This is a genomic window from Rhodococcus sp. B10 (assembly GCF_011770055.1).
Lineage (GTDB): Bacteria > Actinomycetota > Actinomycetes > Mycobacteriales > Mycobacteriaceae > Rhodococcoides > Rhodococcoides kyotonensis_B.
On the sequence record NZ_JAAFYV010000032.1, the window covers coordinates 21,912 to 48,035 of the forward strand.

At 65.2% G+C, this 26,124-nt stretch carries 19 protein-coding genes and 2 tRNA genes; 11 read left to right on the forward strand and 10 right to left on the reverse strand.

Annotated features, from left to right (window positions below; translation table 11 throughout):
• Positions 1 to 43: 43 nt before the first annotated feature.
• The 5 genes from RhoFasB10_RS19655 (at position 44) to RhoFasB10_RS19675 (ending at position 5,962) form a co-directional block, all read left to right on the forward strand.
• Positions 44 to 1,204, forward strand: a complete 1,161-nt coding sequence (locus RhoFasB10_RS19655) for an acyl-CoA dehydrogenase family protein (RefSeq protein ID WP_167678114.1) — start codon at positions 44 to 46, stop codon at positions 1,202 to 1,204.
• The gene (locus RhoFasB10_RS19660) at positions 1,201 to 1,905 is read left to right on the forward strand and encodes a nitroreductase (RefSeq protein WP_167678116.1); all 705 of its coding nucleotides are present in this window, start codon (positions 1,201 to 1,203) and stop codon (positions 1,903 to 1,905) included. Before RhoFasB10_RS19655 ends, RhoFasB10_RS19660 begins: the two co-directional genes overlap by 4 nt.
• Positions 1,902 to 2,666, forward strand: a complete 765-nt coding sequence (locus RhoFasB10_RS19665) for an enoyl-CoA hydratase-related protein (protein WP_167678118.1) — start codon at positions 1,902 to 1,904, stop codon at positions 2,664 to 2,666. The genes RhoFasB10_RS19660 and RhoFasB10_RS19665 overlap by 4 nt, the downstream gene beginning before the upstream one ends.
• A gap of 215 nt (positions 2,667 to 2,881) precedes the next feature.
• Positions 2,882 to 4,249, forward strand: coding sequence for an MFS transporter (locus RhoFasB10_RS19670; protein ID WP_084423522.1), 1,368 nt, complete (start codon positions 2,882 to 2,884; stop codon positions 4,247 to 4,249).
• A gap of 96 nt (positions 4,250 to 4,345) precedes the next feature.
• Positions 4,346 to 5,962: a tannase/feruloyl esterase family alpha/beta hydrolase gene (locus tag RhoFasB10_RS19675; protein WP_167678120.1), complete on the forward strand. Its 1,617-nt coding sequence runs from the start codon at positions 4,346 to 4,348 to the stop codon at positions 5,960 to 5,962.
• Between the two features lie 542 nt (positions 5,963 to 6,504).
• Here RhoFasB10_RS19675 and RhoFasB10_RS19680 read toward each other — a convergent pair.
• Positions 6,505 to 6,578, reverse strand: a tRNA-Lys gene (locus RhoFasB10_RS19680).
• A 92-nt stretch (positions 6,579 to 6,670) separates the two neighbouring features.
• Entirely contained in the window at positions 6,671 to 6,892 is a 222-nt protein-coding gene (locus RhoFasB10_RS19685; RefSeq protein ID WP_068421038.1) for a DUF3618 domain-containing protein, read from the reverse strand.
• 77 nt (positions 6,893 to 6,969) lie between these two features.
• Between RhoFasB10_RS19685 and bcp the strand changes: the two genes are divergently transcribed.
• Positions 6,970 to 7,443, forward strand: coding sequence for a thioredoxin-dependent thiol peroxidase (gene bcp / locus RhoFasB10_RS19690; RefSeq protein ID WP_068421031.1), 474 nt, complete (start codon positions 6,970 to 6,972; stop codon positions 7,441 to 7,443).
• Here the strand turns inward: bcp and RhoFasB10_RS19695 are convergent.
• Positions 7,432 to 8,778, reverse strand: a complete 1,347-nt coding sequence (locus RhoFasB10_RS19695) for a dipeptidase (protein ID WP_167678122.1) — start codon at positions 8,776 to 8,778, stop codon at positions 7,432 to 7,434. The two genes, bcp and RhoFasB10_RS19695, sit on opposite strands and share 12 nt — an antisense overlap.
• A 60-nt stretch (positions 8,779 to 8,838) precedes the next feature.
• Entirely contained in the window at positions 8,839 to 10,161 is a 1,323-nt protein-coding gene (locus tag RhoFasB10_RS19700) for a hypothetical protein (RefSeq protein ID WP_346764435.1), read from the reverse strand.
• A 272-nt stretch (positions 10,162 to 10,433) separates the two neighbouring features.
• Here RhoFasB10_RS19700 and RhoFasB10_RS19705 point away from each other — a divergent pair, with 272 nt between their 5' ends.
• Positions 10,434 to 11,141 carry a TetR/AcrR family transcriptional regulator gene (locus tag RhoFasB10_RS19705; RefSeq protein ID WP_068421026.1) on the forward strand — a complete coding sequence of 236 codons (708 nt, stop codon included), beginning with the start codon at positions 10,434 to 10,436 and terminating at the stop codon, positions 11,139 to 11,141.
• Positions 11,142 to 11,268: 127 nt separating this feature from the next.
• Here the strand turns inward: RhoFasB10_RS19705 and RhoFasB10_RS19710 are convergent, their stop codons facing one another.
• Positions 11,269 to 11,661 (reverse strand): holo-ACP synthase, encoded by a 393-nt coding sequence (locus RhoFasB10_RS19710; RefSeq protein WP_068421023.1) that lies wholly within the window; start codon positions 11,659 to 11,661, stop codon positions 11,269 to 11,271.
• Positions 11,662 to 20,946, reverse strand: coding sequence for a type I polyketide synthase (locus tag RhoFasB10_RS19715; RefSeq protein WP_167678124.1), 9,285 nt, complete (start codon positions 20,944 to 20,946; stop codon positions 11,662 to 11,664). It lies immediately after the preceding gene.
• A 429-nt stretch (positions 20,947 to 21,375) separates the two neighbouring features.
• Between RhoFasB10_RS19715 and RhoFasB10_RS19720 the strand changes: the two genes are divergently transcribed.
• Positions 21,376 to 22,101, forward strand: coding sequence for a hypothetical protein (locus RhoFasB10_RS19720; protein WP_068421017.1), 726 nt, complete (start codon positions 21,376 to 21,378; stop codon positions 22,099 to 22,101).
• On the opposite strand, the gene RhoFasB10_RS19725 is transcribed toward RhoFasB10_RS19720, so the two are convergent.
• Positions 22,098 to 22,859, reverse strand: a complete 762-nt coding sequence (locus RhoFasB10_RS19725) for a TetR/AcrR family transcriptional regulator (protein ID WP_068421234.1) — start codon at positions 22,857 to 22,859, stop codon at positions 22,098 to 22,100. The two genes, RhoFasB10_RS19720 and RhoFasB10_RS19725, sit on opposite strands and share 4 nt — an antisense overlap.
• A 94-nt stretch (positions 22,860 to 22,953) precedes the next feature.
• Between RhoFasB10_RS19725 and RhoFasB10_RS19730 the strand changes: the two genes are divergently transcribed.
• The 3 genes from RhoFasB10_RS19730 (at position 22,954) to RhoFasB10_RS19740 (ending at position 23,848) form a co-directional block, all read left to right on the forward strand.
• A tRNA-Leu gene (locus tag RhoFasB10_RS19730) sits at positions 22,954 to 23,035 on the forward strand.
• Positions 23,036 to 23,093: 58 nt separating this feature from the next.
• A complete protein-coding gene (locus RhoFasB10_RS19735; protein WP_068421015.1) occupies positions 23,094 to 23,501 on the forward strand; it encodes a transcriptional regulator in 408 nt (135 codons plus the stop codon).
• The gene (locus tag RhoFasB10_RS19740; RefSeq protein WP_068421014.1) at positions 23,498 to 23,848 is read left to right on the forward strand and encodes a DUF3817 domain-containing protein; all 351 of its coding nucleotides are present in this window, start codon (positions 23,498 to 23,500) and stop codon (positions 23,846 to 23,848) included. The genes RhoFasB10_RS19735 and RhoFasB10_RS19740 overlap by 4 nt, the downstream gene beginning before the upstream one ends.
• 42 nt (positions 23,849 to 23,890) lie before the next feature.
• Here the strand turns inward: RhoFasB10_RS19740 and rdgB are convergent, their stop codons facing one another.
• The 3 genes from rdgB to RhoFasB10_RS19755 form a co-directional block, all read right to left on the reverse strand.
• Complete coding sequence (gene rdgB, locus RhoFasB10_RS19745) at positions 23,891 to 24,502, reverse strand: RdgB/HAM1 family non-canonical purine NTP pyrophosphatase (RefSeq protein WP_068421013.1); 612 nt, start codon at positions 24,500 to 24,502, stop codon at positions 23,891 to 23,893.
• Positions 24,495 to 25,280, reverse strand: coding sequence for a ribonuclease PH (gene rph / locus RhoFasB10_RS19750; RefSeq protein ID WP_068421010.1), 786 nt, complete (start codon positions 25,278 to 25,280; stop codon positions 24,495 to 24,497). The genes rdgB and rph overlap by 8 nt, the downstream gene beginning before the upstream one ends.
• Positions 25,281 to 25,364: 84 nt before the next feature.
• A complete protein-coding gene (locus RhoFasB10_RS19755) occupies positions 25,365 to 26,123 on the reverse strand; it encodes a cyclic nucleotide-degrading phosphodiesterase (protein WP_174551340.1) in 759 nt (252 codons plus the stop codon).
• Position 26,124: the final 1 nt, after the last annotated feature.

Consider the following 26,124-nt stretch of genomic DNA (forward strand, 5'->3'; position numbering starts at 1 on the left):
CGCTAGAAATAAAGAGCAATCGCAGATGGCGCAGGAGACACCGATGAAACGCATCCATTTCGACCACGACCACGACGCGTATCGCGACACCGTGCAGTCGTTCCTAGCTCGCGAGGTGCAACCCTTCTACGAGGAGTGGGAAAGCGACCGGCTGGTCCCACGCTCGGCATGGCTCGCAGCCGGCAAATCCGGGATCCTCGGGTTGTCGGTGCCGGAGTCGTATGGCGGCTCCGACGTCACCGATTACCGCTTCCGGCAGGTGGTCGCCGAAGAGATCGCCAAAACCGCCACCACGTCGTTCGGCGCGGGACTCAGCTGCCAGGACGACATCATCATTCCGTACTTGTCGGACCTCGGGACCGACGAACAGCGTCGGCGCTGGCTCCCGGGGATGGCGAGCGGTGATCTGATCGGCGCGATCGCCATGACGGAACCGGGAACCGGCAGCGACCTGCAGGCGATCAAGACAACAGCCGTGCGCGAGGGTGACGACTGGGTCATCAACGGCCAGAAAACGTTCATCACCAACGGAATTCACTGCGATCTGGTCATCGTCGTCGCGCGTACGGATCCGAACGCCGGCTCCCGCGGCTTGTCTCTCTTCGTCGTCGAACGTGACACGCCTGGTTTCACTCGTGGCCGCAAATTGACCAAGGTCGGGCTCGCGGCCCAGGACACCGCCGAACTGGTCTTCACCGACGTTCGGGTACCGCACAGCAATCTCCTCGGCGTCGAAGGCCGCGGCTTTCTTCATCTCGTGGAACGGCTACCTCTCGAACGGCTGTCCATTGCCGTAGCCGCCATCGCCGGTGCGCGCGCCACGTACGAATGGACGAAAGCGTACGTTTTCGATCGCAGCGCTTTCGGCACGAAGATCGGCGACCTGCAGAACACGCGCTTCGTGCTCGCCGACATGCTGACGGAAATCGAGGTCACCGAATCCCACGTCGACCGTTGCGTTCTGGCACTGAACAGCGGCGAACTCACTGCCGTCGACTCCGCGAAGGCCAAGTGGTGGAGTTCCGAGCTGCACAAGCGAGTCGTCGATCGATGCGTCCAATTGCACGGCGGCTACGGATACATGATGGAGTATCCCGTGGGTCGAGCATTCGTCGACCAACGTGTACAGACGATCTTCGGTGGCACCACCGAAGTGATGAAGGAAATCATCGGACGCGACATCGCGGCAGGGGCAGTCCGATGACCGCCGCGAACGGCAGGCGTCCGAGCGAACCGCACGACACCTTGCGCGATCTGCTCGAATCCCGCGTCAGTTGTCGAGCTTTCACGTCGGAACCGGTTTTCGACGGCACGATTCGCGAAATTCTGACGATGGCTCAGCGCACGGCGTCGTGGTGCAACAGCCAGTCGTGGCACCTTGCGGTCACCCGAGGCGAGGGCACCGAACGTTTACGCGAAGCGCTGTATTCGGCGGCCTCGGCCGACGTCGTGGAGGAAACCGACATCGCGTTTCCCCGTGAATACCGGGGCGTGCACAAGCAGAGGCGGCGCGAGAGCGGCTTCCAGCTGTACAACGCAGTGAACATCGAACGCGGCGACCGAACGAGGCAACGTGAACAGACCCTCGAGAACTTCCGCTTCTTCGGCGCGCCGCATGTCGCCATCCTTCATACCGACGAAGCCTTGGGTGCGTACGGGGCGGTCGACTGCGGTGCCTACGTCAGCAACTTTCTGCTTGCCGCAACATCTCTCGGTGTGAGCACCATCGCCCAGGCTGCCTTGGCCGTCTATCCCAATGTCCTGCGTCGTGAATTGGGGTTGTCGGAAGACCGCAGAATCGTCTGCGGAATTTCCTTCGGCTATGCCGACACCTCGCACCCGATCAACGGTTACCGCACATCGCGTGCGGTAGTGGACGACGTCGTGGATTGGATCGACCGATGAGAACCGACAATTCACGCGTCACCACCGAACGCACAGGGCACGTTCTGCTGATCACGATGGACCGTCCGGCCAAGAAGAACGCGGTGGACGCCGACATGACGCAGGCGCTCGACAACGCGCTCGATGTGCTGGACGACGACCCTGATCTCAGGTGCGGAATTCTGACCGGCGGACCCGAAATATTCTGCGCTGGAACGGATCTTGCGACCGGACCGGGCGATCCGACCGAACGCGGCGGAAAGTACGGCATCGCAGGACGTAGCCGCACAACCCCGCTCATCGCTGCCGTAGAGGGTTTTGCGCTCGGTGGCGGCATGGAGATTGCGCTGGCGTGCGATCTCGTCGTCGCCGGACGTTCGGCACGGTTCGGCCTCCCCGAAGTCACCCACGGGCTCGTTGCCAACTGCGGCGCGCTGTTCCGTACCCACCGGGCGCTACCCCTTCATGTTGCCAAACAGCTTCTCCTTACCGGGCAACCGATTTCGGCAGAACGCGCGTTCGCTCTCGGCCTTGCCAACGACGTCGTCGACGACGGAACCGCAGTAGCGAACGCACTTCGATTGGCCGCGGTCATTGCAGGGAATGCTCCGGTTGCCGTGCGTGAGACGCTTGCTGCGGTCGAAGCAGTGGTAGGACGCGACGACCCGCATGGATGGGAGGTGACGGCAATCGCCGAGAAAAGCGTTCTCGCATCACGCGATTCCGACGAGGGACTAGCCGCATTCCTGGAACGTCGCACCCCCGTATGGAAAGGCAACTGACTTACCCGAAAAAGGCAAGTAGCCCAGTCGATTTCGCGTATACCACGCGGTTTCCACTGGGCTATTCGCCGTCGAAATATTCCTGATTTTCGAAGCAAATCGATCATTGACATTAGTGGCGAACATCACTTACGCTTCGGCGCGAGACATTGTTCAAGGTTTCGGTCATTTCTCGACCATCGGCAAATCCGCCACAAACCAGAAAGAGGGCAGTCATGTCAGTGTCGCCCGACACCCCGGCCGCACCGCCGGCGTCACAACAGAAGGCCGCGAGAAAGGCAGCTTTCGCCGCCGCTCTGGCCACCTCTCTCGAGTGGTACGACTTCTACATTTACGGCACTGCAGCTGCACTCGTTTTCAGCAAGACATTCTTCGCCACGGACAACGAGGTCGTAGCAGCTCTCAACGCGTTTGCCACGGTTGCCATCGGCTTCATCGCCCGCCCGGTCGGTGGGATCATCTCCGGCCACTTCGGCGACAGGATCGGGCGCAAACCCGTACTGGTGTTCGCAACACTGTTGATGGGCATTGCCACTGCGTTGATCGGTTTCGTGCCCAACACGGAAATCGTCTGGCTTGCACCGGTACTGCTCGTCACACTCCGCATCTGCCAAGGTCTCGCGGTGGGCGCTCAATGGGGCGGCGCAGTCCTGTTGGCAACGGAATACGCGCCGGCCAACCGTCGCGGATTCTTCGGCAGCTTCGCACAACTCGGTATTCCGATCGGCGTTGTTCTGGGTAACGGCATATTTCTTGTCGTCGCATGGCTGGTCTCACCCGAGGCATTCATGTCGTGGGGTTGGAGAGTGCCGTTCTGGATCAGCTTGGTCATGATCTTAGTTGCTTTCGGAATCCACAAGTATTTGGAGGAGACTCCGGAATTCCAGAAGGTCGAAGAGAAGCTGGCTACCACGCCGGCCCAGCAGAAATCGCCGGTTTTCCAAGTTCTTCGACGAAACCTCAGCACGGTCCTCCTCGCCGGGGGGACCTATCTGGTCGGTATTGCAATGTTCTACATCACGATCACCGGTTCCATCCAGGTCGCGACGACCAACCTGGGGATGGCGCGAGCTGACGTCCTGTGGATCATCATGGTCGGCGCCGCAGTCCTGATTCCCATGGTGCCGTTCACGGCTCATCTCTCGGACGTCTACGGGCGTCGCCTCATCTACGGAATCGGCATTGCCGGCATGGGCCTGTGGGCTATTCCGATGTGGATGCTGATTCAATCCTCGGGCTCCGGCAAGATCTGGCCCTTCGCTATTGCCTTGATCGTGTCGTGTTTCGTCATGTCGTTCCAGACCGGTCCCCAGGCTGCCCTGTTCGCAGAGCTGTTCCCGGCTGAAATTCGCTATTCGGGTGCTTCGCTGGGATATCAGGCCGCAGCGATTCTCGGCGGCATGGCACCGATGGCGATGGTTGCTCTCGTGAACGGCCACGTGTCGAACATCTGGCGTGTGGGTTTGATGATCACCGCCCTGGCAGTGGTCGCTCTGGTGTGCCTCTTGGTTCTCTCGCTGCGGGCACGGCGGACCGACCGAGCGGCAGAGACGCACCCGGTTCCGGCTCGGGCCACTCGCTGACCCTCGCCTGACCCTCGCCTGGCGCATGCCCGAAGTCGGTGAGTGTTCTTTGCTGCACAATGGAAATGAGGCTTCTCGAGACACACGATGACCGTCGTGACAGTTGCTGTGGTTGCGCTGACCTCCGCATGCGCCAACGGCAGCAACGAAAGTTCCGGCGCCACCACGCCGACAACGCAACGCGTTGTCAGTGACGCCGTCGCTTCCTGCACTGCGTTGTCCGGTTTCGAACTCGACGCATCGCGCATCGCGTTGCCGACGTCGGGCGCACGCCTGACGGAGGCAACAATCGCGAAATCCCCTGTGGAGGAGCGAGATTTCTGCCAGGTCACCGGCGCGATCGACGCCGTCGATCCAGCAGCACCCCCGATCCGATTTCAGGTGAATCTTCCGGTCGAGTGGAACGGTACAACCGTTCAGATGGGCGGCGGAGGCTACAACGGCACCGTCGTGACCGGACTCGACAACGTACCCGGCACGGGCGACGCCGACCCGGACGCTTCGGACGCAAGTCCGTCCACGGATGTTCCCCTCCCGCCGATCGACCAAGGTTACGTAACTTTCGGCAGCGACGGTGGAACGGACGTCGGCGAGAACGCACCCGGTAGTTTCGCGCTGAACCCGACCGCGCTGGCCAACTATGCAGGCGAATCCGTCAAGAGAACCCGTGACGCCGCTATCGCTGTGGTCGAGCAGTTCTACGGGTCGACGCCCGATCTGCAGTTTCATGTCGGCGGATCGAAAGGGGGCCACGAAAGCCTCGTTGCCGCACAGCGCTATCCCGACGACTACGACGGCGTCATTGCGTACTACCCCGCCGCGCAGAACCAGGCATTCGTAGCTGGTTGGTCGGGCATGGTGGACGTTGCCTACGACGTTCCCGGCAATTATCTGGATCCCGAGCACAGGCAGTTCGTCACGGACGCCGTGATCGGCGCATGCGACGACCTGGACGGCATCGAGGACGGCATCGTCTCGGATGTACGAGGGTGTTCCGAGTCCTTCGATGTCTCGACTCTGCTGTGTGACTCGACGTCGACGCCTTGCCTGACACCGGCTCAGGCGGACGAAATCACCTTTGCGAGTGAGCCGCAGCGTCTGCCGTATCCGCTTGCCAACGGTGTCGACACCGTCGGACCGTATCCGGTGCTGGCCGGGGCCGACTTGTCGATATGGATGACGGACGAGGACATGTCGAACTACGACCGGTTCGTCGAAGGTGTGCAGAAGTACTTCATTGCTCAGGACTCGACGGAGAATCCCGTGGAGTTCGATTACATGAAGTACAGGGACCGAGTCGAAGCGTTCTCGCAGCAATTCGACGCCACCAGCACCGACCTCGACAGCTTCGTCGACAAGGGAGGCAAGTTGATCCTGGTGCAAGGTGACACCGACATGCTCGTGCCTCAGCAGGCGACGTCGAACTACTACGAAAATCTGGTATCGAAGTACGGCAGAAGCGACTTGGATCAGAGCGTCAAGTACTACACGGTTCCCGGGTACGGTCACGGCAACGGTGAATTCGATTTGGTGTGGGATTCTCTCGGCGCGTTGCAGACGTGGGTAGCGGATGGCGTCGCGCCGACGGATCAAATCGCACGCGAGAACGGCGATCGAGCGCGCCCGTTGTGCGAATATCCCGGCTGGCCGAGATACACGGGTACTGGACCGGCCAACGAAGCCGGCAGCTTCGAATGCACCACCTCGCCCTAGTCGGTGTCAGCTACTGCGGCAGCCACGCCGCAGCGCCTAGTCGTCACTGCGAGCTAGAAATCGAAACGAGAACACCCCGCCTGCGACTTTCGTTGAGGGCGGGGTCTTTTCGTTTGCGCCATCGGTACTCGCCCCAGCTGGACTCACAACTGGACGGTAGCGCGAATCTGTCCACGCCATCACGACATCAGCGCAAGTTCGGCGTTCCGGTTCGTCGGCCTGAAGTCGGCACCTGACGTCAACAAGAGCGCCACAGCAGCGTTCACAGTGCTGCCAGCCGTATTCGACATCCTCGCCGCGCCGTTGCTGTGGCGATTGGGCATCGCGCGACACCCGAAGGACAACTCGGTCGGCAATGTCTTCAGCTCCCAACCCGCCGTGAAACAGGCGGGCACTGCCGCGCCCGATCAGCGTGGCTCGAACCTCACTGTCGACGAGCGGGCCGAGCCTGGCATTCGAAGCCTCGATGTGACGGGTAGATCTGACTCGCACAACGAAAAGTGCCCCTGAACAGCGTAAAGGCTGTTCAGGGGCACTTGGTGTGCGCCATCAGGGACTCGAACCCCGGACCCGCTGATTAAGAGTCAGCTGCTCTAACCAACTGAGCTAATGGCGCCGATCCGCACCGCGTGTTCTCTGCGGTGCGGAAGAAACATTAACAGCACAAACCGCCAGATGTGAAATCGCCTGGTCAGACCGGCTGTCGCGTCAGCTGAAGATCTTCCGGACGACCAGAACGGCCACCACTGCGCCGACGCCCACGAGGGTGTACTTGACCGGAGGCTCGTTCAGCTTCGAGACCAGCGACTGCTTCGTGCTCTCCACGATCCGCTTCGGGCTGGCACGAACGCTCAGCTCGTCGAGGGTGCTGGCGAGCTGATTACGAGCGGCCTCGATCTCGCGCTCGATCTTGTCGGTGTCCCTGGCCACTTGTCCTCCAACGTGTCGCAAACCATGTCTGTCGGAGTCGAGCCTAGAGCACGGGCCCATTTCGATACTCTCGTCACGTGACCGACAACAAGAAGCTCGAGCCCGGCGACACCGCCCCGGCGTTCTCATTGCCCGACGCAGACGGCAACACCGTCTCGCTGTCGGACTACGCGGGCAAGAAGGTGATCGTGTACTTCTACCCAGCCGCCAGCACACCCGGCTGCACGAAGCAGGCATGCGACTTCCGTGACAGCCTGGCCGAGTTGAACGGCGAAGGCCTCGAGGTCGTCGGCATCTCTCCGGACAAGGAAGCAAAGCTCGCGAAGTTCCGCGACAACGAGGGCTTGAACTTCCCGCTGCTGTCCGACGTCGAGAAGACAACGCTGAAGGCGTGGGGCGCGTTCGGCGAGAAAAAGAACTACGGCAAGGTGTACGAGGGCGTCATCCGATCCACCTTCCTCGTCGACGAGGAGGGCAAGATCGAGGTGGCCCAGTACAACGTTCGCGCCACCGGCCACGTCGCCAAGCTTCGTCGCGACCTATCGGTCTGACGCGGCCAGCGTCCGCAGGAACAGAGCCTCGGCCACGGCGAGATTCTCGATCTCGCTGGGGTCGACGCTCTCGTTCGGGGCGTGAATGCGGCACTGAGGCTCCTCGACGCCCATCAACACGATCTCTGCTGTCGGAAACGCCTCGGCGAGTGCGTTGCACAACGGGATCGACCCACCCTGCCCCGCGGTTGCGACGGGCGCGCCGAACGCCTCGCTCAACGCGTCCGTCAACGCGGCATAACCAGGACCGTCGGTTCGGGCACGAAACGGCGACCCGATGGCCTCGCGCTCGATCGTGATGCGCGCGCCCCACGGCACGTGAGATTCCAGATGAGCCACCAACGCGTCCTGCGCCTCCTGCGCGTCGATTCCGGGCGGCACACGCAGATTCAGGCGGGCAGACGCCGTCGGCGATATCGCTGCTGCCGAACCGACGACCGGTGCGCAATCGATACCCAGAATCGTCAACGCCGGGCGAGCCCAAACCGCGTCGGCAACCGACGACGATCCGGCCAGCCCGACACCCTCCAGAACGCCTGCATCCGAACGGAATCGATTCGCAGGATAATCGATGCCGTCCCACGTTTGCGTCGATTCCAGACCGTCGACGACGGTGTCGCCGTTCTCGTGTCGCAACGTCGCCAACAGCTGCACGAGAGCCGCCAGTGCGTCCGGTGCCGGCCCTCCGTACATTCCTGAATGCACCTCGCCTTCCAGCGTGTCGACGCGAACGACGACGTTGGCGATGCCGCGCAGAGTCGTCGTCACCGTGGGTTGGCCGACGGCTGCGTTGCCGGTGTCGGCGATCACGATGACGTTGGCGTCGAACAACTCGGGGCGCTGTTCGACGAGTGCCTCCAGTCCCCCGGTCCCCACCTCCTCCGACCCCTCGGCCACGACGGTGATGCCGACTCCCGGGTTGCCGCCGAGCGCCCGTAACGCGAGCAGATGCATGATCAGATTGCCCTTGCAATCCGCAGCGCCGCGGCCGTACCAGCGGCCGTCGCGTTCGGTCAGTTCGAAGGGCTCGCTGTCCCACAGTGCGTGCTCACCGGGCGGTTGGACGTCGTAGTGCGAGTACAGCAGAACCGTCGGCGCGCCTACGGGTGCAGGCGTACGGCCCACGACGGCGAGCGAACCGTCTGTCGTCTCGATCAGGTCGACGGAGTCGATGCCTGCATCGAGGAACGCCGCCCGAACCCATTCGGCCGCCGCGACGCACTCTTCGCGCGGGAACTGACGTTCGTCGTGCACCGACCGGAAGGCCACCAATTCTGCGAGTTCACGCCGCGCTCGCGGCATGTCGGCAGCAACAATCGATCGAACATCCGACATCGGTTCTCCTGACGAGCAATCGGCGACGCTTTCTCGCCCATTCTGTCACCGGGCACCGGTTCAGTTACCGACGATCTCCTGCTCCAACCACTCTGCGGTGTGCTGCCAGTGACGATCCCATGCTTCCTGCTCCAGCTGCTCCTGAGACTTGCCCGGCTCGGGAATGACCGGCGGGACGGTGAACTGAGGCGGATCAACCGTGGTGGGAACTGTTGCTGCATTCGGTGGAATGGCTTGCGCTGGAATAGGAGTGATGGTCTCGACCGTACCGGTCCGGGGAACCGGAACGACCGTGTCGACGGATTCCCACGTGACGGGTACCGGTTCGACGTACACCGGTTGCTCGTCGACCGTCTCCGGCGCGGCGGGAGCGGGAGTCGTCGTCTCCGGCGGCGCCGCGATCACGACCGACGACGTGGCCCCCGCAAGACTGGTATCGATCTCGGTTGCATCGTGGGACGGGGCCGTCGTCGGCGCAGCGGCCTGTTCGGGCTCACCGGGAAGTGTCGACGCGAGCGCGACGCCTCCCGAGAACACCGCGGCCAGAAGCGCGGCGGCGAGAACGATCTTCTTGCGCGATGGTGGGGTTCGTCTCACGGAAGAAGAAATGGTTGTGGCGGCCTGCAATGCGGCAGGCTCGGCCTTGGCTTCCGCCCTTGTTTTCGTCTCGGGCAGGGCCTCGACGACGGCCGGAGTCGGCACGGCTTTGCGGAGATCGACCGGCTTCACCGGCTTCGACGCGGCCGCAAGCAACGCGGCACCCCGCGCGGCCACCTGGTCCGGATCGGACACTCGGATGACAGGCAACTCGAGGCCCAGCGACAGAATGTCGACGAGATCGCGACTTTCGGACCGATCTCCGAACAACGCGACCGAATCGGCCTCGACGCCGGCCTCGTCGAGCACCTCCCACGCCAGCGGAACCGTGCTGCCGATCTTCTCGGGTTCGATCGATGCCAGAGTGGCCGTCTTGGCGGGCGTGAGCGTCGCACCGGGAATGTCCGCCAACGAGATCGACACCCCCGCGTCACCCACGTAATAGAGGAGGACGCGGTGCGCGTCGGCAAAATCCGACGAGCGGCCCAGCCAGCCGAGGAAGGACGACGACGCGGAAACCATCGACACGTCGAGCGTCGTGCAGTCGTCGAGGACTTTCTGCAGTGCGGTGCGTTCCGCGTCGGAGGAGTACACGACGCCGACCGCATCGACAGTCAGCTTTCGCCGCCTGGCGGCGGCGTGCATGCCGTCGAGTGCGGCAGGCACAGTTTCGGCGACGCCACCGTCGAGCGGCGTCATTCTGTTGGCGACGACGGCATCCGCCCGTGGGTCGAACAGGACGGCGTACATCGAGCCGGACTCCAAGGACAGTCCAATGGTTGCCACGCGCTTCTCCTGTGCCTGAGGGGTGAGGCTCCCGACATGAACGTCTCCGACGCGCGATCGACGACGCCCACCCTGCACGAATACGTAACCTGGTGTTGTGAACCATACCGAAAGACCGTTTCTTTGACCAGAAAACAACCTATGACTTGTCACCAGCTCTGACTCCGGCGCCGCAGGTCGACGGCCGGCCCCGCTACCGACTGCCTGTTCTGTCGAAGATCGACTTTCGCGCGTTGTGGAACGAAAGCGCCCTGGGCCGCTAGCCTGAGCAGGTGGATTCCTCTGCTAGCGCCCAGTCTGCGAGACGTCTCGACGCTGCGCTCGAATCGACGGCCGAGACTCAGGAGCTCATGCCGCGTCGGCGTCCCACCCAAGAACGCAGCAAGCGCAAGTTCGACGCCCTGCTCACCGCATCTCGGGAGCTGCTCAGCGACGTCGGCTTCGAGTCGTTCACGTGCGAAGAGGTCGCGGCCCGCGCCGAGCTACCCATCGGGACCCTCTACCAGTTCTTCGCGAACAAGTACGTCATCGTCTGCGAGCTGAACCGGCAGGATCTCGTCGGTGTGCAGCAGGAGCTCGCCGAATTCAACGGCGAGGTTCCGTCACTCGACTGGTTGCGGTTCCTCAACAAGTTCGTCGACCACATGGCCGGACTCTGGATGTCCGACCCATCACGCCGCGAAGTCTGGCTCGCGATGCAGTCCACGCCGTCGACGCGTGCCACCGGCGTCATCCACGAACGCGAATTCGCCGACCAGGTCGCGAAGATGCTCGGGCCTCTGACGCCGCGCACACCTCGTGCGCGACGCAACCTCATGGCGCAGGTGCTCGTGCACGTCGTCTACTCGATGCTCAACTTCTCCGTCCAGGACGGGCAGAGCCACGAGGACGCCGTCGCCGAACTCAAGCGCATCATGGCGGCATACCTGCTCGTCGCCGAGAAGGAGTCCCGGCGGTCGGGTCTGCCCACCACGAACTGACCCCAGGTGACCGAAGGACGCCCTCGCTCACTCCGAGTGACCGGATGTCACCTTCGGTCACTCGGCAGGGGGTGAATCGCAGAACGCCGGCCCACCCTCGGGTGGACCGGCGTTCTGCGTTACTGCGTCACTCCTCCAGAATCGCGACGGCTGCGGCGATGTCGCCGTCGTGCGTCAGCGACAGGTGGATCTTCACCGTAGGCAGGAATTCGAGTGCCATGCCGTGCAGCTTGATCGACGGGCGACCCCATGCGTCGTTGACGACCTCGATCAGCGGGTACGGGTTGTCGCCGATCTGAGGCGGCCTCGCGAACCTGGACGTCGCCCAGGCCTTGAGGACCGCCTCCTTCGCGGCCCACCGTGCTGCATAGTGGCGGGCCGGATCGGAGGACTTCGTCGCCGCATGTCGACGCTCACCTGCGGTGAAGCTGTCGCGGATCATCGTCGTTCCGACTTTTTCCATCTGCTCGGCGAAGTCGGACACCGTCACCAGGTCGAAGCCGACCCCCAGGATCGCCATCTACTTGCACCCCGGCAGGCCGGAACGGTAGACGTTGTCGTCGCCGAGGCGTGCGGCCTCGGTCAGCAGTACGTCCGCTTCGAGCTGGCGCGACGCCGTGGCAGGCGTCCCGTCGTGCCCGAGCCTGCGGTCGTCGGGACGCTCGTAGAGGGCGTCGCCGCCGACCATCGCCGAAATCAGCCTGCGCTGACCGGCGACGCGTCGCTCGTTGGCCTTGGCCACATAGGCATCACGCCGATCGGCAGGAACCGATTCGAGGAACGCCTGCGGGTGGACCACGGCGATCAGTCCGGAGACGTGACCGAAGCCGAGCGAGGTGAGCAGACCCGCCTTCAGCGGCACCGAATCGCCGAACTTCAGCGGTTCGCGCGCCCAGACGAGATGTTCGAACTCGGTCATCTTGTCGTCGACGCAGTCGAGGCTGCGGTTCGGCGGGATGACGCCGTTCGCGAGCACCTGGCAGAGGCCGATCAGCTGGAAGGCTGCGGCTCCACCCTTCGAGTGTCCGGTCAGGCTCTTCTGCGAGACGACGAACAGCGGTGCACCGTCGCTACGGCCGATGGCCTTGGCGAGACGGGTGTGCAGTTCGGCTTCGTTCGGGTCGTTGGCGGCCGTCGAGGTGTCGTGCTTGGAGATCACGGCGACCTCGTCGGCGTTGACGCCCAGAGCATTCAGCGACAATGCGAACGCGCTGTCCCTGCCGCCGATACCGGCACTGAGCGCACCGAGCCCGGGAGCCGGGATGGAGGTGTGCACACCGTCGCCGAAGGACTGTGCGTACGCGACCACACCGAGGACCGGCAGGCCCATCTCGAGCGCGAGGTCACCACGTGCCAGCAGGATGGTGCCACCACCCTGCGACTCGACGAATCCGCCACGCCTGCGGTCGTTGGCCCGCGAGAAGCGGCGATCGCTGATCCCCTTGGCGGACATGGCAGCCGAGTCCGCGGTGGCGGACATGTCGCCGAAGCCGATGATGCCTTCGGTGCTCAGGTCGTCGAAACCGCCTGCCACGACCAGCTGCGCCTTGCCCAGCTTGATCTTGTCGACGCCTTCCTCGACCGAGACGGCCGCGGTAGCGCACGCGGCGACGGGGTGAACCATCGCGCCGTAGCTACCGACGTAGGACTGAACCACGTGCGCGGCAACGACGTTCGGCAGTGCTTCCTGCAGGATGTCGTTCGCACGAGCATCGCCGAGCAGGGTGTCGATGTACAGCGAGCGCATCGACTCCATGCCGCCCATGCCGGTGCCCTGTGTGTTGGCGACCAGCGTCGGGTGCGTCCACCGCATCAGCTCCGACGGGTTGAAGCCCGAGGAGATGAACGCGTCGACCGTGCAGACGATGTTCCACAGCGCGACGCGGTCGATCGAGCTGGCCATGTCGGCCGAGATGCCCCACTTGGTGGGATCGAATCCGGTCGGAATCTGTCCACCCACGGTGCGGGTGAGCTTCATCTTGCGCGGAACGCGAATCTCGGTACCCGCCTTGCGCGTCACCTGCCAGTCGCCGGAATCCGGGACCGGCGTGATCAGCGTGTGCTCGGGATCGGCTGCCGCGAAGGACCGTGCGTCGATCTCGCTTCCGACCACGAACGTCAGGTCGTTGTCGAGGAAGATCGAGGTCATCAGCGGTGCGGTGTTGCCGACCATGGCGCCGTCGTCGCCGTAGGTGCGAATGCCACACCGCTCGACCACGATGTCGTGGTAGCGATCGGCGATCTCCTCTTCGGGGACGAGGTCGCCGGACTCGATGTCGTACCAGCCGGGCTTGGGATCGTTCTCCCACGCGATCAGACCGGTGTTCCATGCGAGCTCGAGAACGCCTGCAGCAGAGAGCTGTTCGTCGACCTCCATCTCGAAGCGGGTACGCGCCGAACCGTACGGTCCGAGCTCACCGGCGCCGACGATGACGACCAGATCCTTCGGGTCGACGTCGAGCGCAGGCCATGCGGGAGCCGTCGTCGCAGCGAGACGCGGCGGTGCGGGCAGTGCGGCGATCACCGAACTGCCCGGCACCTCCTCCGCCTTCTCTGCTGCCGCAGCGGCAGCAGCTTCGCGAGCCAGCTCGACGAGGTTCAGCTTCGTGTTCGCCAGTCCGCCGGTCAGGTCGGCGACGACCGGAGCCTGGGCAGCCTGACGACGAGCCGGTGCCTCGCACAGCTTCAGCAGCTCGGTTGCCATCTCGTCCGTCGACCAGGTGCGAACACCTTCGGCTTCGACGGCCTCGACGATGGGGTCGTTGCCGCCCATGAGGCCCGTTCCACGAACCCATCCGATGTGGGCGTGAGCGATGGAAACACGCTCGGCCCAGTTCTTCTCGGATCCCCACTTCGCAGCGATGGCGTCGAGGGCAGCCTTGGACTCGCCGTACGCACCGTCTCCACCGAACATGCCGCGGTTCGGCGAACCGGGCAGCACGACGTGCAGGTGCGTGTCGATGTCGCTGTCGTAGCCGATCTTCGACAGTCCACCGATCAGGCGCTCGACCGACCAGAGAAGCACGCGCATCTCCATCTCGGCGCGGCCACCGGCATCGGTCAGTTCACCGACGACGCGAGGCGCGGCGAACGGGAACAGCATCGTCGGGGTGATACCTGCCTTGACGAGAGTCTTTGCGCCACCGGCACTGTCGACCTGGTCACTACCGATCCACTCGATGAGCGCATCGACATCGGTGTACGACGCGATGTTCGCGGGCACGACCCACAGCGACGCTCCGGCGCGAGCATTCGCCCGGTAGAGGCTGCGGTAGAAGCCGAGTCGTTCGTCGTCGAGACGCGATGTCGTGACGAAGACCGTCGCTCCCCCGGCCAGCAACTTGGCTGCGACCGACGCTGCGATGGATCCCTTGCTGCCACCGGTGATCACGGCGACCTCGTCGGACCACTGGCCCTTCTCGTCGGCAACCACTGCGATATCGGCGATGCGGCCGTACACCTCGGACAGAACGGCCTTGCCGTCGCCGTCCGCCTTGGCCTTCCACCATTGCGCTTGCGCTGCAACGGCTTTGCCTGCGCCGGCGAAGCTCTCGACTGCCAGGTCACCTGCGGTACCGAGCCACAGACGCGCGAGGTCCTCGCGGGCGGTGGCCCAGCGGTCGTCGATCAGGACTGCACGGCGAGAGTCGAACGCCGGTGCGACGAGGCGCGGCCAGTCCGAACCAAGCTCTGCTGCAACGAGATCGACGAGTTCCGCGTCGGCATTCTCGGCTACGACGGCGTTGGGCGCCTCCGACAGGCCGAGCTGCTCGAGCACCAAGCGTGCGGCCGAGGCCAACACACCGTCGCGACCGGTGATGTGCTCGGTGAACTCACCGAGAGCAGCCGCGTCGACGGTTCCGCCGCCTCCGCCGCCTGCCGCCGGAAGCGACACTGCGACGCCGCGTCGTGCGGCGACCGCGGCGACTGCCGAGTCGATGACCGCGTCGACCGCGTTGCCGTCGGCGAGAGGTCCGTCGGCGAGACCACCGAGCGCTCCGCCTCGCACCGACGCACCGTCACGGGTGCCGAGGGCAACCTCGGCAGTGACGTGCGACGCCCAGCCGTCGCCGAGTTCCCAGGTCTTCTTGACGCGGTCCGCGATGGAGGCCGGACGACGTCCCGACGGCCCGAACACCTTGCGCAGGTGGTCGTTGATCGAGTCGCTCAGCACGGGGCCGAACGGCTTGTAGGTACGAGCCAACTTGTTGACCGTGCCCGAGAGTGCGCCCATGTCGGCATCGGCGGCACCGTCGATCGCACCGAGCGAGAGCTCGGATCCGAGGTCGACGAGCAGCTGGTTACGTCGCGAGGAGACACCGTCGCACAGAGCCTCGATGGTGTCGGCGGGGCCGATCTGATCGAGCTGCAGCTTGGTCCACAAACCGATCAGGATCTTCGTGGCATCCGCCGCACTGAAGGCGATGTCGTCGGGACGCGGTCCACCGGACGGCGCCGCGGCAGGCGCCGGAGCGGCGGCAGGAGCAGCAGCCGGTGCGGCACTTGCCGTTTCGACCGGTGCGACCTCGTCTTCCTCGACCGGCGCTGGGTCGGTATCGGTGCCGTAGACGATCGCAGCTTCACGCTCGACGTTGAGAACCTCGACGGGGAATCCGAAGCGTCCCGGCAACTTCAGCGTCTGCGACGCGAGGTTGGCGACGGTCGGCGTTGCGCTGAGACCGATCTCGACGAATCGCTCGACACCGAGTCCGCCCTCGGACTCGTCGGCGAACAGCAGATCCTGGGTCTCGATCCACCGCACCGGGCTGGCGAACTGCCATGCGAGCAGTTCGGTCAGCACGACGCGGCACAGGTCGTGCGTGCGGTCTGCCCACGAGTCGAAGTCTGCGAGGACCTCCGCGAGCGGCTCGGACGGAACCAGATCCGCGATCTCCTGGATGAAGTCGCGCTCGAGCGAGAACGGCTTCGGAACCAGGTTCGGGATGTAGCGGCCGATCAGGATCTCGGGATCGAGGTCCTCCGGCAGCAGTGCCTGCAGGCGGCTGCGGAAGTCCGCGACGCCACCGCGCAGAACCGTCGAGTGGAACGGCACGTCGATGCCGGGAACGAGGATGAACGCTGCCTTGCCACCGAACTCGGCGCGACGGATCGCGATCTTCTCCTCGAGCACGTCGAGGCCGGCGACCGTGCCTGCGATGGCGTACTGCGAGCCGCGCAGGTTCAGGTTGACGATCTCGAGGAACTCGCCGGTCTCCTCGGCGACACCGGCGACGAACGCCTGCACGTCGTCGTCGGCGAGACCGATCTGCGACGGCCGGATCGCGGCCATGCGGTAGTTGCTTCGACCTGCCGCGTCGCGAGGCACGAGTGCGTGCATCGCCGAGCCACGCTGGAAGACGACCTCCAGAACAGCTTCGAGCGGAAGCACACCGGCGACTGCCGAAAGTGCGTTGTACTCGCCCACCGAGTGTCCGGCGAGGATCGAGTTCTCCACGAACACACCGGCTTCACGGAGCTCGGCCACCTGTGCCACGCCGAGGACCGCCATGGCGACCTGGGTGAACTGGGTCAGGTGCAGAACACCGTCGGGATGCTTGTGCGTGACGCCGCGTGCCTTGAGCGTCGTCGGGTTGTCGCGCACGACAGCGAGGATCGAGAATCCGAGAGCCTTGCGGGTGTGCTTGTCGGCACGCTCCCAGACCTCACGGGCGGCCTTCGACCGCGAACGAGCGTCGAGGCCCATGCCCTGACGCTGGATCCCCTGGCCGGGGAACGCGTAGACGGTCTTCGGTGCCGCGGTCCGTCCGGTGGCGACCATGACGAGGTCGCCTGCGACGCGGCAGGACACCTCGACGATCTCGGCACCCTGGTCGAATCCGGTGCGGTCGACGCGTACGTCGATCTCCGCTCCCGGGCGAACCATGCCCATGAAGCGCGTGGTCCATGCAGTCAGGCGACGCGGCGGAATCTTGGTGTCCGCGTAGTCGATTGCGGTGACGACCTGCTGGGCGGCAGCCGAAAGCCACATGCCGTGCACGATCGGGCTCCCGAGCCCGGCGAGCAACGCGGCCGGGTCGGACGTGTGAATCGGGTTGTGGTCACCGGAGACCTGCGCGAACGCAGCCATGTTCCGCGGCGCGAGAATCGTGGTCTGGCGACGACGGCGACGCGGGGTGTCCTTGGCCTCTGCCGAGACCGAACCACCGGCAGGAGCCGGATCCGCGAGCTCGCCCTTGCCGGTACGTCCGCGAATAGCGAAGCGCTCCACCAGGGTTGCGACGGCCGGTGCGTCCAGACCTTCGCCCAGTGCCGCACCGATCTCGACGCGGACCTCGACGACGCGGCCCATGTCGGTGTCCAGTACGTCACCGGCCGCGGCCTTGACGACGAGGATGGACGGGTCTTCGGGCAGCGTGCCGACGAGGTTCACCGTGTGGTCGAGGTGAACGAGGTCGAGCATGCCCTCGATGACGTCCACGCCGCTCTGCGTCTTCGTGGCGCCGAGGACGGCGAACACAGCAGGCCAGCAGGCGCCGACGAGCACATCGGGAACAGCCTTGCCGCTGACCGCAAGCGATTCGGGCAGACCCGATCCGGTCACGCCTGCGTGGTCGGCGACCAAGTCGGGGATCCACGCGAGATTGAGGAAGGCGACGCCGTTCTTGACCTTCGGAAGTTCCTGTCCTGCAGCGACTCCCAGCAGATCGGACATCGAGGACTGCGCGTCCTCGGCCGTGACGACGGGTGCGCCGCCGTCGATCGTCGACGCGGGGACGGTGAGGCGGATGCGCACCTCCTTGCCCGGTGCGAGCGGAACCATCAGCTCGACGTGATCCGAATCCAGGACCGTCAGAGTCGACCCGGTCTGCGGGTGCGATGCGACGGTATCGGAGTCGACGACCCATTCGGCCGGATTACCCAGCCGCGCAACGGGGTTCTGCGTCATGCGCGAGGCCCAGTTGACGTCGGGTGCGGCCAGGACGATACCGAGCAGCCCCGGTGCGATGTCGGCGTGACGACGGCTCGCGACGGACAGTGCTTCGGCTCCCTCGGCGACGAGTTCGTCGGCGGCAGCCTTCTCGAAACGGTTCAGCAGGTCACCGACCGGCTCGTCGACGCGCGTGATGCCCGCGACGGCGACGGTGCCCGGAATGATGCAGACCTGATCGGCGGAGTAGCGCGGATCGTGTGCCTGCCACAGCGAGTCGCTGCGCCACCAACGACGCACGTCACCATCGACGACGGGCACGAAGTTGACGGGCTTGCCCGGCATCCGGCACAGCGCGGTGAAGAACGTGACGTCTGCGGGGTGAAGAACCACCTCGTTCGCGTCGGCGAATTGCGCGAGCAGAGAGCGCAGTGCAGCGCGAGGACGCTCGAGGGTGTCGACGTCGGAGAACAGCGTCGGGATGGGTCCACGATCGACCGGGTGCAGGCGAGCCTCGGCACGCTGCAGCATCTCGAGGAAGCGGGTGCGCCACGTGACGTCGATCCAGACGGACTCTGTCGCCTCGTCGATGGCGTCGGTGAACTCACCACCGCAGTCGAATTCACGGTGGACGTCGGCGCCGATCGCGAGATCGAGGTACCGCTCCAGCCACTGCGCGTACGTCATCTCCGCGACGTCGCCGAAATACGGCTTCGCGGTGCCGTCGAGCGCTGCGATGATCTCGTCGCGACGCTTGGCGACCGCGTCACCGTCGCCGGCGACCTCGTCGAGCAGGCGACCGCATCGCGATGCCGCGTTGTCGATCTCGTGGATGTCCGCGCCGAGCTGACTACGGCCGGAGGCCATTCCGCCGTTCGCGGTACCCGCGCCGACCCAGTCGGGGGTTCCGGGGGTGTCGACGAGAAGCTGCTTGACCTCGGGAGCCGTCGTGGCTTCCAGAGCGGCCATCGCCGCGGTGCCGACGAGGATGCCGTCGAGCGGCATCTTCGGGTATCCGGCGCCGAGCGACCAACGGCCCGTCAGGTATTCGGCCGCACGCTCGGGCGTTCCGATGCCGCCACCGACGCAGATGACGAGGTTGGGGCGCGAACGCAGCTCCGCGTAGGTCGACAGAAGCAGGTCGTCGAGGTCCTCCCACGAGTGGTGTCCACCCGCGCGGCCACCCTCGATGTGGGCGATGACCGGGAAGGACGGGACCTCGCTCGCGATACGGATGACCGCACGAATCTGCGCGACGGTACCCGGCTTGAACGCGACGTAGCTGAAGCCGGCCTCGGTCAGCTCGTCGATGATCGTGACGGCTTCCTCGAGCTCCGGGATACCGGCGGTGACGACGACGCCGTCGAACGGAGCACCGGCAGCGCGGGCACGCGGAACGAGACGCTTGCCACCGACGTGCAGCTTCCACAGGTACGGGTCGAGGAACATCGAGTTGAACTGCACGCCGCGGCCCGGCTCGAGCAGTCCTTCGAGCTTCGCGACGTGATCGGCGAAGATCTGCTCGGTGACCTGGCCGCCACCTGCGAGTTCTGCCCAGTGGCCTGCGTTGGCTGCGGCTGCGACGATCGCGGGATCGACCGTCGTCGGCGTCATGCCTGCGAGGAGGATCGGCGAACGGCCGGTCAGCTTCGTGAACGAGGTCTCGACGACGACGCGGCCGTCCGGCAGGGTGACCGGCTTCGGCGCGAACTCGGACCATGCCGGCTGAACCTCGGGAGCGGCGCCCGGGGTGAGCAGGTTGCGGTGGCCGCCGCGAGTGGACGCCGCGATGATTCCGACGCCCTGGCCGCGCAGGCCGGGCACCGTCATGCGGGTGAGGATGTCACTGGGGCCGAGGTCGAGAATCCACTCGGCGCCTGCGTCGATCACTCCGTCGATCTCGGTGACCCAGTCGACGGGGTCGACGAGAATGCGCTGCGCGAGGCTGCGCGCGACCTCGACGTCGAGACCGGTGCGCTGCGCCCAGGCGGCGACGAGGTCGACGGCGTCGGCCAGAGCGGGATGGTGGAATCCGACCTCGACCGGGAGCGGTTCGAAGACCGGCGCGAACGTGGAACCGCCACGCTTCTTCGCTTCACGCTCGCGCTCTTCCTGCGCGGCGATCTGCTCGCAGCGTTCCTGAACGCGGGCGAGCTGTGCGGGCGGTCCGGCGAGGACGACGCGGCGGCGTCCGTTGCGGATGGCGAGAACAGCCGAACGCTCGGGGGCACCGTCGACGGCCAGCTCGTCGACGATGGCCTGCAGACGCTCCGGCTCGACGCCCGAAACCGACACCATGGGTGCGCGGTCGGCGGCACCGATGATGCCGCGACGACGGGCGACGAGACTCGCCGCGGCACCGATCAGCTGCGCAACCGCGAGAAGACGCGCGTCCTCGCCGCCGTGGCTCGCGACCGACTCCGCGGCGATGAGGCCCTGAGAGTGGCCGATGACGGACACCGGAGGTGCCGCAGCGGGATCGAGACCCTGCAGCTTCAGCGCGCGCAGCGCAGCGACCTGCGTGAGGAAGACGCCGGGCAGCGAGACGGCAGCGGACGTCAGCGCAGCCTCGGAGGGACCGAAGGAGGCGACGCTCTCTTCGTCGTCGGCGAGATCCTGCTCGAGCATCCACCCGATCGGGTCGAATCCGACCGAGCGCACGACGAGGAGATCGTCGGCGACGGGAGCCAGGATGGCTGCGGATTCGTTGACGAGATCGGTGAGCTCGGGTTCGAGTGCGGAGTCACGAGCGAGTTCCTCGAGGGAGCTCAGCCACGGCGACCCCTGACCGCCGAATGCGAGGGCATAGGGTTCGCCGGCCGCGAAGCGATCGGCGAGGGTACGAGGGGTTCCACCGCTCCTGGGTGATCTGCCCGCGCCCTGTCCGTGTGAAGGCGTGCTCTCGTTGATCGTCAAGGTGGAAGATTCCTCTCGTGAGCAACTCGGGGGGTCGAGGTTGCTTCGTCGGGTGGTGCCGTGACCGGCGCGCAGAACAGCGACATGCTTCTCGAGCGAGACCCGCTGGCAACGAGTGGCTCCATCCGCGTGAAACCAGGTTGGCACAAAATCATGAGGAAATCCTCACGTTTCGTTTGACGTCCAACTGCTACCCGCGAGTAAGCGTTTCGCGACGCCTTTACCGTGCGTTGAACCGACTCGCCGGTAACCACCATCGGCGCAGGCACAGCGCAGATCGAACGCCGACGAACATGAGGAAACCCTCGGATTTTTCGTTATTGTTTCGTTATGTGAAGCTCGCCACACCGGAACGTCCTTGTCGGCCGATCGCCGAACTTGTCGGTGCCCTCTTGTAGCTTCCGCGCCACACAACCAACAGGGGGGTTCATGTATTCGCCAGTAACACATATCGATTCGCGTCGGAACGACTACCGGTCGGTGGTCGAGGCGGTCGCGTCACGCGTCGAGAAACTCGCGCCGCGCGCTACAACGCCGTTCTGGTTCCCGGGGTGGCCACAGGAGATCGAAGCGGCATTGCTCGACGCCGTCTATTCGGCTCGCGCCTCGTACGGCGGCGAGAACAGCGGGGTCCGTCGTGTCGTCGCGCAGTGGCGAGCGCATCGCGGGGGTGGGTCGCTGGACGATCTCGGCATGCTCGCCTCGTTTGTCGATGATCCGGATGCTCTCGCGAACATTCTCGGTAACCGCCAGCGCGTTGCGGGCAACGCGACGACGAAGGCCGAGGCAGCCGCACGCGCGGCGGCCGCATTGATCGCAGCAGGTGCGACGCGGACCGACGACCTCGTGGATCCGTGGGACGAACAGCGCGCCGAACAATACGACGAACAACACGACGCGTTCACCTCGATCACAGGCATCGGCACCAAGACCTGGGATTGCCTTCTGTTTCTCACCGGTCGACGCAGGCAACAGGATTTCGAGCTGCTGACGAGCTTCGTCTCGTCGGCCGTCGGCCACGACGTCGACGATTGCGCCATGCTGAAGCTGATCGGCGACGCCGCAGCAACGCTCGACACCGACGCGGCAAGCGTGGAACACGCCCTCTGGAGGGTGTTGCGCAGACCCGCACCCCGAAAGAAGGTGAGCGCCTAAGCGCGGTCGATCAACGCGGCTACACCGTCGAGAATTCGTTCGACTCCGAACTCGTACTCGTGGACGGGATCGCTCGCGGCGTCGTAGGACGTCGCCGCGGCGGTTCCGACACGAGACGCCAACGGATAACGGTCGTCGCCCATGACTCGTTCGAGCACCGGCGAGGTCGATTCCCACCACTGCGCGTCGGTCATGCCGGACTCCTCACGCACACGGTTGAACCGGGCGAGTGCTCGGGCGGTACCCGTCACGTGAGTGAGAACGAGGGCCAGCACCGAATCCATGTCGACGTCGGACAAACCGACGCCGTCGATGACGCGGAGCTCGGCCTCGTACTTCTCGATCGTGTGCGGCCCGAGAACGGCACGTGGCCCCTGAGCGTCGAGTAACCACGAATGACGTTGATACAGAGTCCAATTGCGCTCGGCGACGAATCGAAGACCCTCGCGCCACCCCTCGGTTGCAGCCTTCGGTTCGTCGACCGTCGAATACAGCGAGCCGAGCGCGCTGTCGACCATGAGGTCGGTCAACTCGGCCTTTCCGGGGACGTGGGTGTAGAGCGACATCGCGCCCACACCGAGCGCGTCCGCAAGCCGACGCATGGAAACTGCGTCGAGTCCCTCGGCGTCGGCGAGTTCGATCCCCGCGGCAACGATCGAATCGACGGTCAGCCCGGACCGGCTCGGCTTCTCGTTCGTCCGCCACAACAGTTCGAGTGAACGCGCGGGATCGAACGCGGACTCCTTCTTGCTCACCACGTCTGCACAGTACGCCGTACGTCGACCGCCCCATCCCTCCGGCAACTGCACGTGCGTTCGCGCCGAGATGGCGTTGTAGACTTGCCGAGCACTCGCGCGAGTGGCGGAATTGGCAGACGCGCTGGATTTAGGTTCCAGTGTCTCAGGACGTGGGGGTTCAAGTCCCCCCTCGCGCACTTGTTGCTCTCGCCACCGAACTACCCGATGTAGTAGCCCCTCGGGTACCGTCGGGGTGTGGCAAAATCCCGCTCTCATCACCGGCCTGCACTGATCGTGTTGGTCGTCGTGTCGGCGTTGGGATGCCTTGCGCTCGGATGGTGGCAATGGGAACGCTTCGAATCGGTCGGTGGTGACGGCCAGAACCTCGGGTACGCCTTCCAGTGGCCGCTGTTCGCTGCGTTCGTCGTGTACGCCTACCGGCAGTTCGTCCGGCTGGAAGAGGACAAGGCCGACGACGACACCGTCGACGCGGCGGTCACCGAGGACGTCGTGCGTGAGATACCCGCCGACCTCCTTCCCCAGCGCCCGGCCCCCAGCGTCGAGTCCGACCCGAGCGACCCCGAGGCTCGCCAACTGCGCGAGTACAACAGCTATCTCGCGGAGCTCGATCGCTCCGAACGTCACGACAGGAGTACTACGTGAGCACGGCACCGGAGAAGTCCGCATCCACCGACAGGACCAAGAAGATCGCGTCGGCGCTGCTGCGTTACCGGGTTCTCGCCTACGTCACGGGCATCTGGCTGCTCGTGCTGACCGGCGAGATGGTCGCGAAGTACATTTTCAAGGTCGAGAATGTTCCGAGCTGGATCGCCGTCGTACACGGCTGGGTCTACCTCGTCTACCTCATCCTGACGATCGATCTCGCGATCAAGGTTCGGTGGGCGGCGCCGCGCACCATCGGCACGCTGCTCGCCGGCACCATTCCGTTCCTGTCGTTCTACGTGGAGCACATCCGCACCAAGCAGGTCAAGCGCGACTTCGGCGTCTGAACCTGTTGTCGCCGACGGTAATTCACCGTCGGCGACGGCACATCACTTCGTCAGCGCCTGCAGTGCGGGTGCCAGCAATCGAAGCGCCCTACCGCGGTGCGACGCGGCGTCCTTCTCCTCGGGACCGAGCTCGGCTGCGGATCGGCCGTCGCCCTCGGGCACGAACACCGGGTCGTAGCCGAAACCGTTCTCCCCCAGCGGAGTACGAGCGATCACGCCTCGCCACTCCCCTCGCACGACACTTTCGTCACCCCCGGGAACCGCCAGGGCACACGCGGACACGAACCCCGCTCCCCTGCGTTCGTCGGGCACATCCCGCAATTGAGCGAGCAGCAGAGCAGTGTTGGCGTCGTCGTCGCCGTGCGCACCCGACCACCGCGCGGACAGCACCCCGGGCATCCCGTTCAGCGCATCCACTTCGATTCCGGAATCGTCTGCGACGCAGGGCATCCCGGTCGCCGCGGCACCGTCGCGGGCCTTGGCGAGCGCATTCTCCTCGAATGTCGCACCGGTCTCGGGCGCCTCCGGGAACTCGGGCACCTCGTTCAATCCGACGAGTTCGATGCCGGAGATTCCCTCGGCGTCGAGAACGCGCCGCAACTCGCGTAATTTCTTCGCGTTGCGGCTCGCGACGAGCAGCTTCACGTCAGGCACCGAATTTCTTCTTCGACGTCTCGGCGACGGGCTCGGGCAGAACACCGGGGTACGGCTCGGCCAGCGCGGCCTTCTGCACCTCGAAAAGCTTCTCGGTGCCCGCGAGTGCCGAGTCGAGCAGCTTGTCCAGCGTCGAACGCGGGAACGTCGCACCCTCGCCGGTGCCCTGGATCTCGACGAGCGTCCCCGTGTCCGTGGCGACGACGTTCATGTCGACCTCGGCGCGCGAATCCTCCTCGTAGGGGAGGTCGAGACGCACTCGCCCGTCGACGACACCGACGCTCACCGCGGCGATGGCACACGAGATCGGCTGCGGATCCGCGAGACGGCCCGCAGCCCGCAGGTACGTCACGGCGTCGGACAGAGCGACGAACGCGCCGGTGATCGCGGCCGTGCGGGTACCACCGTCGGCCTGCAGAACGTCGCAGTCCAACGCGATCGTGTTCTCGCCGATGGCCGCGAGATCGATGCACGCGCGCAGCGAACGCCCCACGAGCCGCGAGATCTCCTGGGTGCGACCGCCGACCTTGCCTTTGACGGACTCGCGGCCGCTGCGCGTGTGAGTCGCGGCGGGCAGCATCGCGTACTCGGCGGTGAGCCAGCCGAGGCCCGAGCCCTTACGCCACCGCGGAACACCTTCCTCGACGCTGGCCGTGCACATCACTCTCGTGTTGCCGAATTCGACCAGCACCGAACCTGCAGGGTTGCTGGTGAAACCGCGGGTGATCTTGATGGGGCGGAGTTCGTCGTCCGCTCTTCCGTCTTCTCGTCTCGACACGCTTGCCACCCTAGCGATTGCTGCAACCTGGGTCATTCCGCAGGCTCCACTCCCGCCTGCCTGCCTGCCCGCCTGCCCGCCTGCCTAGACGGTGAAGACATCCCCCGGCAGGACGGCGTGCACCGGTCCGCTGAATTCCGCTTTCGCTTCCGCGATGACGTCCTCGCGCGACGTCCACGGCGGAATGTGTGTCAGCAGGAGCTCACCGACTCCCGCCTCACGCGCGAGCTGGCCTGCCTCGGTACCCGAGAGGTGCACTCCCACGGGACGATCTGCGGCATGCGTCCACGACGCCTCCGACAGCAGCACGTCCGCGCCCTGGGCGACGTCGCGCACCGCCTGACACATTCCGGTGTCGCCGGTGTAGGCAAGGATCTTTCCCTCGCCGGTGGTGATGCGCATTCCGTAGGACTCCGGCGGGTGGTACACCTGCCGGGTGTGGACGGTCAGTCGGCCGTGCTGGATGGTGCGCCCGTCGGCCCAACGGCGAAGATCCAGAGTGTCCGACATGTCGTCGATCTGGCCGCCGCACTCGGCGGATGCGACGCCGAGCCGGAACGCAGTGTCCTTCGGGCCGTAGACGACAGCGCGACCCTCGGGCGGATTCGGATGGTATCGACGCCACACGAGAAGACCAGGAACGTCGAGGCAATGATCTGCATGCAGATGCGACAGGAAAACGCTGACGTCGCCGGGATCTGCGTACCGCTGCAATGCGCCGAGAACGCCGGGGCCGAAGTCGAGAACCACCGGTGACGTTTCCGGTTCGTCGAGAAGATAGCCCGACGCCGGAGAGTCTGGTCCCGACACACTCCCGGAACATCCCAGGACGGTAATTCGCATG

What these genes read in the sequence shown, in the direction of transcription:
- RhoFasB10_RS19755 (WP_174551340.1), bottom strand. Translation starts at nt 26,123, where the DNA reads ATGCGAATTACCGTCCTGGGATGTTCCGGGAGTGTGTCGGGACCAGAC.
- RhoFasB10_RS19710 (WP_068421023.1), bottom strand. Translation starts at nt 11,661, where the DNA reads ATGGCGATCCTGGGGGTCGGCTTCGACCTGGTGACGGTGTCCGACTTC.
- RhoFasB10_RS19670 (WP_084423522.1), top strand. Translation starts at nt 2,882, where the DNA reads ATGTCAGTGTCGCCCGACACCCCGGCCGCACCGCCGGCGTCACAACAG.
- RhoFasB10_RS19655 (WP_167678114.1), top strand. Translation starts at nt 44, where the DNA reads ATGAAACGCATCCATTTCGACCACGACCACGACGCGTATCGCGACACC.
- RhoFasB10_RS19695 (WP_167678122.1), bottom strand. Translation starts at nt 8,778, where the DNA reads ATGTCGGATGTTCGATCGATTGTTGCTGCCGACATGCCGCGAGCGCGG.
- RhoFasB10_RS19720 (WP_068421017.1), top strand. Translation starts at nt 21,376, where the DNA reads ATGTATTCGCCAGTAACACATATCGATTCGCGTCGGAACGACTACCGG.
- RhoFasB10_RS19660 (WP_167678116.1), top strand. Translation starts at nt 1,201, where the DNA reads ATGACCGCCGCGAACGGCAGGCGTCCGAGCGAACCGCACGACACCTTG.
- RhoFasB10_RS19665 (WP_167678118.1), top strand. Translation starts at nt 1,902, where the DNA reads ATGAGAACCGACAATTCACGCGTCACCACCGAACGCACAGGGCACGTT.